We start from the raw sequence: 11,098 nt of genomic DNA on the forward strand, positions 1-11,098 counted from the left end.
CGGGCACCGAAGCCGAAGGGCGGCCGGACCGTGGTGGTCGGGCCGCCCTTCGGTGCGCGGCTCAGGCGGCGACGCCGTCCGGGGGCACCTGGACGCCGTCGTCCGTCACGAAGCGGAAGGTGCCGGTGACGGCGTCGAAGAGGTCGTACACCTCGTTCCGCAACGGGAGGTTGGGGCTGGCCAGGGTCACCACGAGGAAGTCCTCCGTGCTGCCGGGCACCGGCATCATCGTGTGCATCGTCAGCAGCTTGACGTCGATGTCCCCGGTCAGCCGGGTCACCTCGGTGCCGGTCACCCGGGCCACCGTGCCCACGTGCGGCACCTTCGCCGACGTGATGACCCGGTCCTTGGGCGCCACCCCGTCCGCCGAGGAGACGCCGAGCCGCGCGGACAGCACGGGGAGGGTGAGTTCCTCGCCCCGGGGCGTGGTGACGGCGAAGACCATGCCGTACGCCATGAAGAGGCCCTCGGTGTACATCGTCGCCGTGCCCGCGGCCAGCAGCGCGCCGTACCGGCGGGCCGCCCGTGTCACCTCCCGGCCCTGCCGGAACATGTCGTTGATCCGGGCCTTCTCACGGGGCTCGTCGGTCGAGGCCAGGGCCTGCGCGCGGGCCCTGGCCAACTCCTCGCCGGTGACGTCGACCTGGTTCCAGGAGTCCGGGATGTCCAGCAGGAAACGCTGTGCGGTGTTCATCGGTCAGCTGCCGCCTTTTCCGTTGTCGAGGTTGGACACCGCGTCCAGGTCGGTCTTCTCGAAGGCGTCGAGGATGCTGCCGATGCCGTCCTTGATGCCCAGCACCTGTTTCTGCAAGCGGCCCTTGCCGTCGTTCCACCTGTCCTCGAAGTTCTGGGCGGAGCCGCGGGCGAGCTCGGGCCCGAAGGCCGCGTCGAAGTCGAACGTGGTGTGTCCGATGTCGATGAAGTTGTGCACGAAGCCCAACATGTCCTGGGCCTCCTTGAGTTCGCTCCCGGGGATGTTGACCTCCGACGCCATGGCGGGCCCCGTCTCTGTGCGGTGGGGAATCGTGTCCGTCCTGAACACGAGGTCGCGGCCCCCGAACGTTCACCCCTGTTGAACCTTCGCGGGCGGCTGTCTCGTGTTGCCCACATGACCGCGCTCCAGACCCGCCCGCGCTCCTCGAAGAGCACCGCACGCCGTGCCGTCGTCGCCTCCCTGCTCGCCCTGTCCGGCGTGGCGGGCCTTACCGCCTGCGGCAAGACGATCTCCATCGGCGACACTCCGGCCGCCTCGTCCCCGGCCGCCTCGTCCCCCGCTCCCGCGTCCCCCTCGGCCCCGGCGTCGGCGTCGGCATCGGCTCAGGGCGCGGGCAACTCGGCATTGCAGGTGGTCGATTCGACGGCGAAGGACGCCGGTCTCAGCGGCACCGGCGGGACCGTGGTCGGGGCGGTGGTGCAGGAAGCGCCGCCCAAGTGGGTGCAGTTGTCGGCGGTGACCTCGTCCTCGCTCTCCTCGCCGCACCTCATCAACATCAACCAGGCGGCGCTGTACCGCTTCGACGACGACACTGCCGCCCCCTCCCGGTCGACCTGCAACGACGCCTGCGCGGTGAAGTGGCCGCCCGTGACCGTCGAGGAGGGCGGCAACGTCTACCTGGCGGGCGTGGACCCCAAGGAGGTCGGGGCGATCCGCCGTGAGGACGGCCAGGTCCAGATCACCGTCGGCGGCCTGCCCGTCTACCGTTTCTCCGGCGACAGCAAGCCCGGCGATCTGAACGGTCAGGGCGTCGGCGGCACGTGGTTCGCGGTCGGCCCGACCGGCAAGAAGGCGACCAGCTGAACCGTCCGGCCGCGCCCGCCGCCGCGGCCGGATGTGGAAACGGTAAGAGACCCGCTTCTTTGTCCTATTCGCGCTCGTTGAGGAACGCGAAGGGGTCCGTAGCCCTCCTTCTGTGTGAAGGATCGAGCACAGGCAAGGAACCGGGGACTGAGTGGCATGGGTTTGACCAGCGAGACTACCGTTTATGTGATGGCGGCCGTCGCCGTCGTCTGCGTGGCGCTGCTTGTCTGGGTATGGCCGCGGCTCGCCAAGCCCGGGGTGCGGCAGGTGCTCGGACGGCTGACAGCCATCGGAGTGACGCAAGTCACGATCATCGCCGCGTTCGCGTGCTGGCTGAACTCCTCGTACCAGTTCTTCGGATCGTGGGACGAGCTCTTCGGCAACACCGACACCGCGCCCGTGGGCGTGACGCAGGCGGCGGACCACAGCGGCGGCGCGACCGGCGTCTCCGTGAAGGGGGCGCTGGTGCAGCCCGCCTCCGACGAGCAGTTGAACCGGGTCAGCGGGCTGCCCACCGGCAATCCCGCGGTCAACGGCAAGGTGGAGTCCGTGAAGGTCATCGGCCGCCGCACCGGCGTCGTCGACCCGGCCTTCGTCTACCTGCCCCCGCAGTACTTCCAGAAGGCCTACGCCAGGCAGCGCTTCCCGGTCGTCGTCGCGCTCAGCGGCTACCCGGGCAGCATCTTCAACCTCGCCCAGTACCTTCGGGTCTCGCAGACCGCCGGGCAGTTGCAGAAGAGCGGCCAGATGCAGCCGACCATCATGGTGATGATCCGGCCCACCATCGCCCCGCCCCGCGACACCGAGTGCGTGAACGTCCCCGGCGGACCGCAGACCGAGACCTTCCTCGCCAAGGACCTCCCGCAGGCTCTCAAGGCCACCTACCGGGTCGGCCACGACGCCAGCGCCTGGGGCGTCATGGGCTACTCCTCCGGCGGCAGTTGCGCTTTGCAGCTGACGATGCGCAACCCGCACGTCTACACCACGGCCGCCGCGCTCTCGCCCGACTACCGGGTCAAGGACGACCCCACCACCGGCAACCTCTTCGGCAGCGGCCTGGGCCGTGTCAACCGGGTCAACGGACACGACCTGATGTGGCGGCTGAAGCACCTGCCCGCACCCCAGGTCTCCGTCCTGGTCGCCGAGAGCAAGCACGGCGAGCGCGGCTACCCGCAGACCCTCGCCTTCATCAAGGCCGTCAAGGCGCCCATGCGCGTCGTGTCCATCCTGCCCGAGTCCGGCAGCCACAACTTCCCCACCTGGGTACGGGAGATGCCCGCCGCCCTGAAGTGGATGAACCAGCAACTCACCTTCCCCCAGGACGTCGTGCCCCGGCACCTTCCCCCGAAGAAGGGCCACAGCACCGTGCGTGCGGAGGGCACCGAGCCCACCCCGACCGCCCGCACCCACAAGTAGCCCCCGCCTCAAGGGCGTTGGCCCCGCGGTCCCCGGCCCCACGGCCTCGCCTCAGGCGTAGTCGGTGGCCGGGACCGTGGCGTAGCGGCTCATCGTCTCGACGGTCGACTCGGTGTTGAACTCACGGCCGCCGGCGATCATGTCCCGCAGGTCACGGAAGTACTGCACGAACAGGTCGGGCGTGAAGGTGTTGATCATCACGGCGGGTTCGTCGCCCGGGTTGGCGAAGGTGTGCGGGGCGCCGGGCGGGATCATCGCGAGGGTGCCGGCCGGGGCCACGTGGACGGTCTCGCCGATGGTGAAGTGCACGGTGCCGGAGACGACGTAGAAGCCCTCGTCGTGCCGGCCGTGGCGGTGCTGCGGCGGGCCCTGGGTGCGCGGGGCCATGGTGATCTCGCCGATGCCCAGGCGGTGGCCGGTGGTGCTGCCGTCCTCCAGGATGCGCATCGTGACCGGGCCCAGCCGGATCGACTCGCCGTCCTGCGGACCGACCACGGAAACCTCGTTCATCTCCGACTCCCTTGTGTTCGCCGTGTGTTGTGCGGCTGGGGACAGGAGGACAGTAGGCGCGCCGCCCGCTTCGTGCAAGTGAACTCTCATGACGAGAGTCGATCGTGATAACGTGCGGAAGGGACGGACGGCAGCGACCGGCGAAAACGGGGAAGTGACGCACCGATGGCGACAACGCAGACGGACACGGGCCGCAGCAATCAGAAGAAGCGCACCCGTACGGCGATCGTCGACGCGGCCCGGACGCTGATCGGCACGGGCAGCGAGGTGACCATGCCCGAGGTCGCCCGCGCCGCCCTGGTCTCCGAGGCCACCGCCTACCGCTACTTCCCCGACCTGCCGTCCCTGATCGGCGAGGCGCTGGCCGGTGTCTGGCCCGAGCCGGCCGAGGCGCTCCAGCCGGTCGCCGACTCCCGCGACCCCGTCGAACGGGTCGCCTACGCCTGCGAGTTCCTGCTGCGCGGCATCCTCGCCCGCCAGGGCGGGGTACGCGCCATGATGGCCGCGACCATCGTCCGCCCCGACGCGGAGAGCATGCGGCCCGGCATCCGCTTCGGCCTCATCGACCACGCCCTCGACCCGCTGCGCGCCACCCTCGGCGCGACGGACCCGGACGCGTTCACCCAGCTCAAGCGGAGCCTCGCCGTGGTCGTCGGCGCGGACGCCCTGTTCACCCTCACCGACCAGCTCGGGCTCACCCCCGACGAGGCCGTCGCCAGCGCCGTCCGCACCGCGACGACCCTCACGGAGGCGGCGGTGCGCACGACGGCGGCCGACCGGGTCTAGGGCCCGGACCGGGTCCCAGGACCCGGTCCGCGACCACTCAACTTGCCCGCGGTGCCCGGCCGGTCGGGTCGACAGCCAGCCAGTGGCCGTCCGTGGTCCAGCCGAGCAGCCGGCGGGCCCGGCCGCGGTCCGCCGTACCGTCCGGGCCGAAGGCGCCGCCGTCCGCGACCAGCCGCAGCCCCGCCAGGGCGGGCCCGAGCCGGGCGGCCACATGGGCCGGGTGACGACCCGTCTCCGCGTCCAACTCGGCCAGCACGCGCCGCTGTTCGGCGGGCGGGCAGAGCGAGAGATGGAACACCGACTGCCGCCAGGCGTAGGCCGCGTCCTTGATCGTGGCGTACGGCCGCGGGTTGTGGTGCACCCGGCCCGTCAGCCGGCACACGGTCACGAAACAGCGCCGAGCCAACGCGTCCCAGCCCGGCCCGGGCGCGATGCCGACCCGGTGGACCAGCGTGGCCAGATTGTGCGTGGTCAGGATCTGCGACTGCTCGATCACCTTGCCGTTCTCCGCCACCCAGGACCCGTGCGCGGCACCGGACTTCGGCCCGGCCGGTGCCGAGGACGCGGTCCGGGCCCGCTCCGCGCACAGCTGGCCGAACCCCGGAGAGGTACGGGCCCTTCTCGGACCGCGCGCCCGCTCGGTGCCCGCTCGCTCCGCGCCCGCCCGCTCGGCGCTCGCCAGCTCACCGATCGCCGCGTAGTCGATGCCGTAGTACCGCTCGTAGAGCGAACCGCCCAGCAACTCGCCCGCGATCAGGGCCGCTTCGAGGAACTTCGGCCCGAAGCTGTTCATGAAGATGTCGGCGGCCAGCTCCTCCACCAGCGGAGCGCCGAGGCCCGACTGACGCGCGAGCACGCCGAGTTCGCGTACGAGCGGATTGGGGAGGATCGTCCCGGGGAACCCGCGCACCGCCAGCCCGCCCAACTGCCGCAGCACCAGGGCCGCTTCGGCGGAGCCGTCGCCACGCCACGCCGCCACCGCCCGCACCCAGGGCAGTTCCTCCGTCCGGACCTGCCGCTCCAGGTCGAGCAGGAGCAGTGAACGCCGGTTGCGGAACGCGCGGTAGTTCGCGGCCATCAGTGTCCGCAGCGCCTCGTCGGCGTAGGCCCGCGCGCCCGTGACGGCGACCAACTGCGGTACCAGTTCGGCCAGTACCTCCGCCGAGGGGACGACACCCCGCTCGACCAGGACGTCGACCGGTGCGCTCAGCGCGTCCTCGACCACCCGGCGCAGCACGAGCGGGAGCCGGGCTCCGGCCGGGACCCCGGTCTCCCGCTCCTCCGGCACGGACACCGGGGCGAGCACGGGCGTGGGATCGGCGATGCCCGAGTCCTGGGGCAGCGTGGCGAGCCGCCCCAACACCACCTGCGCCAGGGCGTGATGGGAGGGAACGGCGGCCTGGACCCGCTGCGCGCGCCGCAGTTCGGTGTGCGCGGGCGATCCGGGCAGACCGCGTCGGCGCACCATCGAGGTGACGGCGTGCCGCAGCAGCCCGAGCGTGCGCGCGTCCAACTCCCGCCCGGCGACGGTCTCTTCCAGCGCGCCGCGCAGAATCCCGAGGTTCCCCTTCGGGCTGCGGTGCTTCCCGCAGCGGGTGTGCTCCCGGGCCAGCGACCGGTAGCGGCCCAGCAGCTCGCCGCCCCGCGCCGACCAGCCGTCGTCCGGGGCGAGTCCGAGCACTCGCCCGTCCGCCCCGCCCGCCGTCTCCAGCCAGTGCGCGAGCAACTCGTCGCCGAACGGCTGCCAGACGGTCAGCGCCTCGCGCTGCGCCTCCACGGCGTCGTTCGGACGGCGCCGGACCAGCCTGCCCACGGTGTCGTCGACCGTACGGCGGTGCAGCGCGTCGGTGACATCCGGCGCGGCCCGACCGGCCGACGGGCGCGGCAGGAACCGCAGTCGGTCCGTGAACGGCTCCAGCTCCGCGACCAGGTCCAGCGCGGCGGCCGTCTCCCCGTGCCGCACCAGCCAGGCCATCGTGAGCAGCGCGCCCTCCTCCGGCACGGTCACCTCGTACCGCCCGCTGTTCAACTGCCCCCACAGCCAGGTGAGTCCGGCGTCCGTCAGACAGTGCGCGAACAGCGCCCGCCGGTCCGCGGGCACCCCGAACCGCTCCGCGAGCCGGATCTCGTACGGCTGGAGCGGGCCGCCCGCGCTCGGCGAGCCGGTGGCGAAGCCGCCGCGCACCACCTCGGGGGTGACCCAGGCCGGAAGCCCGGCCACCGGGGTGCGCGAACCGACCGCCAGCCGCCCGCTCGCCATGCCCGCGAGCACGGCTCGCCAGCGCCGGGCGCGGCCCTCCGCGCGACGGCGGGTGTCGGCGTCCTCGTGGGTCAGCGCGGTCGTGAAGGCCTTGGCCAGCTGGCCCAGGGCGTAGCCGGGGGCCGCGGTGAGGTGCTGCTGCTCAGCGTCGTCGTCCATAAGCCGACGTGGCGGGTACCGCCCCCGCGCCCTCCGGGTCCAGAGCCCGGTGCTCTCCTGACTGAGCTACACGTCGATGAGCAGCGACGTTAGAGGTGCGAGGAGCGGCCGTACAAGTGGATTTCGGTCAGAGCACCTTCCTGTCACAGCACCTCCGTTCAGCGCACCTTCCGTTCAGAGCACCTTCCGGTGCACCAGCGCCGACAGCATCAACGCCCCGGGCAGCAACGGCACCCACACCGTCAGGACGCGGTAGCCGATGACGCTCGCCGTGGCCAGGTCCATGGGGGCGCCGAACGCGACCATCGTGAACACCGTCGCCGCGTCGACCGGACCGATCCCGCCGGGCGCGGGCACGGCGCCGACCGCGGTGCTGGCGGCGAGGAACGCGAGGACCACCTGCGCCCAGGGCAGCGGCAGGCCGAGCGAGGCCCCGACCGCGAAGATCACGGTCGCCTGTAGCACCGGGGCGGCGGCGGCCCCGCCCCACAGGGCGAGGATCCGGCTGGGCATGGTGTGCAGCTGTCGTACGTCCGTCAGGGCGGTGCGGACGCAGCGCAGCACCGGGCTGCGCAGCCGTCGCACCGCGCACAGCAGGACGGCGGCCGTGGCGAGCACGGTCGTCAGGCCGCCGACGGCCAGCAGCAACGACCAGCCTCTGGGGGCGAGTTGGCCGAAGCGCAGCATCTCGGGGAAGGAGATCAGGAAGACCAGCAGCACCAGCGTCTTCGCGATCGGCCTGACGAGCGAGTACAGGGCGAGCGAGGCGGTGGCGCGGGCGAGGGGGATGCCCCGGCCCTGGAGGAAGCGCAGTGTGACGGCGTGCGCGCCGATGCTGGCCGGCAGGGCGTGGTTCGCCGCGCCGGCCGCGAACTGGGAGGCGATCAGCAGACCGGTCGGCAGCCGTTCCGGCACGGCACCCTGGCGGACCAGGGCGGCGGTGCCCCAGCCGAGGCAGGTGAAGAAGAACGCGGCGAGCAGCCACCAGGGGTCGGCGGAGGCGAGCCGGGCCGTGCCGTCGTACATGGCACGCCAGTCGACCGCCGCCCACACCGCGATCAGCAGCAGCGGCAGCAGGGTCAGGACCTTGGTGGCGAGCCGCGCGGCGGCGGGGAGACGGAAGGGGACGGGGGCGGGAGTGGGAGCCGGGCCGGGGGTGGTGGCGGGGAGCGGCCCGGGGATCTCTTCGAGCGGAAGCAGGGACACGAGGCGAAACGTTCCCATCCGGTATGACGCAGTGGTGTCGGGAAGCGGAAGGGGCGCGGGCGGCTGAGCGAATCGGACGGCACGGATGAACGGGGAGCGGATGGCGCGTATGAAGGGGAGCGGACGGCACAGGTGAAGCGCGGCCGGGTCGGAATCATTGCCTGAATCAACAATCCATCGGTTTGTTGACTTTAGGTTGAGCGAGCCATTTGAATTCCAGTATGACCCACGCCGAGACCTCGTCCGCCGCCCTCGCCCTCCCCGTCGACCTCGACGAGGCGGCCCACCGCTGTCTGGTCGCCGGATTCGACGGCGTGACGACCGTGCCGGACACCCTCAAGCGGCTCATCGACCGCGGCCTCGGCGGAGTCATCCTCTTCACCCGCAACATCCGGGACGCCGCACAGGTGCGCCGGCTCACCGACGAACTCCGCGCCCTGCGCCCCGACCTGCTCGTGGCCATCGACAACGAGGGCGGCGGCATCGGCCACCTGGTGCGGGCCGACGCCCCGGACGTCCCCGGCTCCTACGCCCTCGGGGTCGTCGACGACCCCGCGCTGACCGCCCGGTGCGCCGACGCCCTCGCCGGCCACCTCGCCACCCTCGGCATCACCGTCTCCTACGCGCCGGTCGCCGACCTCCAGCACCAGCCGCGCAACCCGATCGTGCGCACCCGCTCCTTCGGCGCCGACCCCGAGCCGGCCGGCCGCCAGCTGCGTGCCTGGATCACCGCGACCGACGCGCGCGGCATCGCCTCCTGCGCCAAGCACTTCCCCGGCCACGGCGGCACGATCACCGACAGCCACCACGGCCTCGCGATCGACCCCCGGCCCTACGACGAACTCCTCGTCGACCTCGAACCGTTCCGCGCCGCCGTCGCCGCGGGCGTGCCCATGCTGATGAGCGCCCATGTCGTCTTCCCGGCCCTGGACGCCAACCGCCCGGCCACCCTCAGCCGTCGCATCCTCGGCGATCTGCTCCGCCTCGACCTCGGCTTCGACGGCGTCCTGGTCAGCGACGCGCTGGAGATGAAGGCCATCGCCGACGAGTACGGCGAGGCGGCCGGCGCCCGGATCGCGCTCGCCGCCGGGGCCGACCAAGTCATCGTCGCCGTACCGGACCTGGCGGTCACCCTGGCCTGCCGGGACGCCGTCCTCGACGCGTTGCACGCCCGCATGCTGGCGGAGGAGCGGGTGTGGGAGGCGGCCGGCCGGGTGCGCCGGCTCGCCGAGCGGTACGCGACACCCCGCCGGACGGTCGCCGCCTGGGACGCGGGCGCCGGACTGGAGGCCGCGCGCCGCGCCGTCCGCACCCGGCCGCTGCCGCCGCCCGTGCGCGGCGCCCATGTCGTCGACCTGTTCCCGGCCCCGCACCCCGCCCTGAACTGGGGCGGCGAGGACCTCCTCACCGAACTCCGCGCCGTCGACCCCACGGCCACCGGAACCGCCCTCAACGCCGAACCGGCCGACCCCGCGGCCCTCGCCGACACCATCGCGGGCCGCGGCGGACCCCTGGTCGTCGCCACCTCCGACGCCGTCCTGCACCCCTGGCAGGCCCGGCTCCGCGACACGTTGGTCGCCCGGCGACCCGACGCCGTACTGGTCGACACCGGACTGCCGGAGGGCGGCGCCCTCTGCTCCTACGGGCGCGGCCGGGTCAACCTGCGCGCGGTCGCGGAGGTACTGGCCGACGCGTGAGCGTCATGCCGGGTGGACGACTTCCTTGATGCCGCGTGCCGCCAAGTACCCCTGGTCCTGGGCCCGTTCGGCGAGCACCACGGCCGGGCGCAGGCCCTCCGCGCGCAGCCTCATCCACTCCTCGAAGTACGCGCCGCCCGGACCGGACACCGACCGGGTGCCCGGAGCGCAGTCCAACACGAGGGCCGTTTCCCTGGGTTGTACGGTGTGCGGCTCGGCGATCACTTCGGCGAAGGCCTCGGCGATCGGCTTGGCACGGCCCGCCGAGTCGAACAGGCCCAGTGTGTATTCGAGTTCGGGATAGTCGGCGAGCGAGCGGTCCACGTCGTGCGAGCACCACCACGTCACCCCCCACAGGCCCTCGCACTCGGCCGCGTTGCGCACGGTCGCGCGGGCGAACTCCGGCGCGTCGGCGGCCGGGATGTGCGGTTCCGGCGCACCCGTCTCCTGGACCCAGACCGGCCGGCCCGGCTCGACGGCGTACGCCTTCGCCAACTCCGTTCCGTACTCGGCGAGATGGAGCACCTGCGGGGAGCGCGGACCGTAACGGCGGGCGCAGTCGCCCGAGAACACCCACGGGTGGACGGTGGTCAGATCGCCCTTGCCGGCCGAGGCCCGCGGGGTGAACGGATGGTCGTCGCCGTACCAGGCGGCGTCGTACGCGGAGTGCGTGACCAGCCGGTCCGGCGGCAGCTGCGCGCGGGCGGCGGCCAGCAGGGTGTCGAGATAGTGGTCCACCTCGTCCGCCGTGACCGGGTTGTGCTCCACCAGGTTGTTGAGCTCGTTGCCGAGTTGGAGGCCGATCAGGTTCGGGCGGTCGGCCAGGGCGCGGCCCAGGGTGCGCAGCAGCTCCGCCTGGGCCGTGATCGCGTCGGGGTCGGTGAACACGTTGCGGTGGTGCCAGCTGCGGGTCCACTCCGGGTAGAAGTCGAAGCTGGAGAGATGCCCCTGGACGCCGTCCACGAGGACGTCGAGCCCCGCCTCGCCCGCGAGGTCGACCAGGTGCACCAGCTGGTCCACGGCGGTCGTGCGGATCAGGGCGCGGTTGGGCTGGAGCAGCGGCCAGAGGTGGAAGATCCGGACGTGGTCCAGGCCGAGCCCGGCTATCTGGGCCAGGTCCTCACGGGCGTGCGCCGGGTCGAAGTCCTGCCAGGAGTGGAACCAGCCGCGGCGCGGCGTGTAGTTGACGCCGAAGCGAAGCGTAGGAATGGGATCCTCCCCGGGTCCGGTCTTGCCCTCCGTGAATGTATCAACCACCATAGTCAG

The 11,098-nt window shown here is 72.4% G+C and carries 10 protein-coding genes and 1 tRNA gene; 4 read left to right on the forward strand and 7 right to left on the reverse strand.

The genetic code is table 11. From position 1 onward, the window contains the following. Window positions 1-61 precede the first annotated feature (61 nt). Window positions 62-694, reverse strand: a complete 633-nt coding sequence (locus ACIQPR_RS13500; RefSeq protein WP_403646536.1) for a hypothetical protein — start codon at window positions 692-694, stop codon at window positions 62-64. 3 nt (window positions 695-697) lie between these two features. Continuing rightward, window positions 698-994 (reverse strand): hypothetical protein, encoded by a 297-nt coding sequence (locus tag ACIQPR_RS13505; protein WP_403646539.1) that lies wholly within the window; start codon window positions 992-994, stop codon window positions 698-700. A gap of 114 nt (window positions 995-1,108) precedes the next feature. On the opposite strand from ACIQPR_RS13505, the gene ACIQPR_RS13510 reads away from it, so the two are divergent. Together ACIQPR_RS13510 and ACIQPR_RS13515 are read left to right on the forward strand one after the other, a co-directional pair. Continuing rightward, on the forward strand, window positions 1,109-1,798 hold the full coding sequence (locus tag ACIQPR_RS13510; RefSeq protein ID WP_403646542.1) for a hypothetical protein: 690 nt from the start codon (window positions 1,109-1,111) through the stop codon (window positions 1,796-1,798). 156 nt (window positions 1,799-1,954) lie between these two features. Then, entirely contained in the window at window positions 1,955-3,214 is a 1,260-nt protein-coding gene (locus tag ACIQPR_RS13515; protein ID WP_403646546.1) for an alpha/beta hydrolase, read from the forward strand. Between the two features lie 51 nt (window positions 3,215-3,265). On the opposite strand, the gene ACIQPR_RS13520 is transcribed toward ACIQPR_RS13515, so the two are convergent. Next, window positions 3,266-3,724 carry a cupin domain-containing protein gene (locus ACIQPR_RS13520; protein WP_403646548.1) on the reverse strand — a complete coding sequence of 153 codons (459 nt, stop codon included), beginning with the start codon at window positions 3,722-3,724 and terminating at the stop codon, window positions 3,266-3,268. Between the two features lie 165 nt (window positions 3,725-3,889). Here ACIQPR_RS13520 and ACIQPR_RS13525 point away from each other — a divergent pair, with 165 nt between their 5' ends. After that, entirely contained in the window at window positions 3,890-4,510 is a 621-nt protein-coding gene (locus tag ACIQPR_RS13525) for a TetR/AcrR family transcriptional regulator (RefSeq protein ID WP_403646551.1), read from the forward strand. Window positions 4,511-4,547: 37 nt separating this feature from the next. On the opposite strand, the gene ACIQPR_RS13530 is transcribed toward ACIQPR_RS13525, so the two are convergent. From ACIQPR_RS13530 to ACIQPR_RS13540, 3 genes are all read right to left on the reverse strand, one after another. Then, a complete protein-coding gene (locus tag ACIQPR_RS13530) occupies window positions 4,548-6,929 on the reverse strand; it encodes a hypothetical protein (protein WP_403646553.1) in 2,382 nt (793 codons plus the stop codon). 3 nt (window positions 6,930-6,932) lie between these two features. Continuing rightward, a tRNA-Gln gene (locus ACIQPR_RS13535) sits at window positions 6,933-7,005 on the reverse strand. 98 nt (window positions 7,006-7,103) lie between these two features. Beyond that, window positions 7,104-8,135, reverse strand: coding sequence for a YbhN family protein (locus tag ACIQPR_RS13540; protein ID WP_403646556.1), 1,032 nt, complete (start codon window positions 8,133-8,135; stop codon window positions 7,104-7,106). A 221-nt stretch (window positions 8,136-8,356) separates the two neighbouring features. On the opposite strand from ACIQPR_RS13540, the gene ACIQPR_RS13545 reads away from it, so the two are divergent. Next, the gene (locus ACIQPR_RS13545) at window positions 8,357-9,832 is read left to right on the forward strand and encodes a glycoside hydrolase family 3 N-terminal domain-containing protein (protein ID WP_403646559.1); all 1,476 of its coding nucleotides are present in this window, start codon (window positions 8,357-8,359) and stop codon (window positions 9,830-9,832) included. A 3-nt stretch (window positions 9,833-9,835) separates the two neighbouring features. Here ACIQPR_RS13545 and ACIQPR_RS13550 read toward each other — a convergent pair whose 3' ends face one another. Continuing rightward, window positions 9,836-11,092 (reverse strand): glycosyl hydrolase, encoded by a 1,257-nt coding sequence (locus tag ACIQPR_RS13550; protein ID WP_403646562.1) that lies wholly within the window; start codon window positions 11,090-11,092, stop codon window positions 9,836-9,838. Window positions 11,093-11,098 lie beyond the last annotated feature (6 nt).

The sequence above is a fragment of the Streptomyces sp. NPDC091280 genome (assembly GCF_044768565.1).
GTDB lineage: Bacteria > Actinomycetota > Actinomycetes > Streptomycetales > Streptomycetaceae > Streptomyces.

What these genes read in the sequence shown, in the direction of transcription:
- ACIQPR_RS13500 (WP_403646536.1), bottom strand. Translation starts at nt 694, where the DNA reads ATGAACACCGCACAGCGTTTCCTGCTGGACATCCCGGACTCCTGGAAC.
- ACIQPR_RS13505 (WP_403646539.1), bottom strand. Translation starts at nt 994, where the DNA reads ATGGCGTCGGAGGTCAACATCCCCGGGAGCGAACTCAAGGAGGCCCAG.
- ACIQPR_RS13510 (WP_403646542.1), top strand. Translation starts at nt 1,109, where the DNA reads ATGACCGCGCTCCAGACCCGCCCGCGCTCCTCGAAGAGCACCGCACGC.
- ACIQPR_RS13515 (WP_403646546.1), top strand. Translation starts at nt 1,955, where the DNA reads ATGGGTTTGACCAGCGAGACTACCGTTTATGTGATGGCGGCCGTCGCC.
- ACIQPR_RS13520 (WP_403646548.1), bottom strand. Translation starts at nt 3,724, where the DNA reads ATGAACGAGGTTTCCGTGGTCGGTCCGCAGGACGGCGAGTCGATCCGG.
- ACIQPR_RS13525 (WP_403646551.1), top strand. Translation starts at nt 3,890, where the DNA reads ATGGCGACAACGCAGACGGACACGGGCCGCAGCAATCAGAAGAAGCGC.
- ACIQPR_RS13530 (WP_403646553.1), bottom strand. Translation starts at nt 6,929, where the DNA reads ATGGACGACGACGCTGAGCAGCAGCACCTCACCGCGGCCCCCGGCTAC.
- ACIQPR_RS13545 (WP_403646559.1), top strand. Translation starts at nt 8,357, where the DNA reads ATGACCCACGCCGAGACCTCGTCCGCCGCCCTCGCCCTCCCCGTCGAC.
- ACIQPR_RS13550 (WP_403646562.1), bottom strand. Translation starts at nt 11,092, where the DNA reads ATGGTGGTTGATACATTCACGGAGGGCAAGACCGGACCCGGGGAGGAT.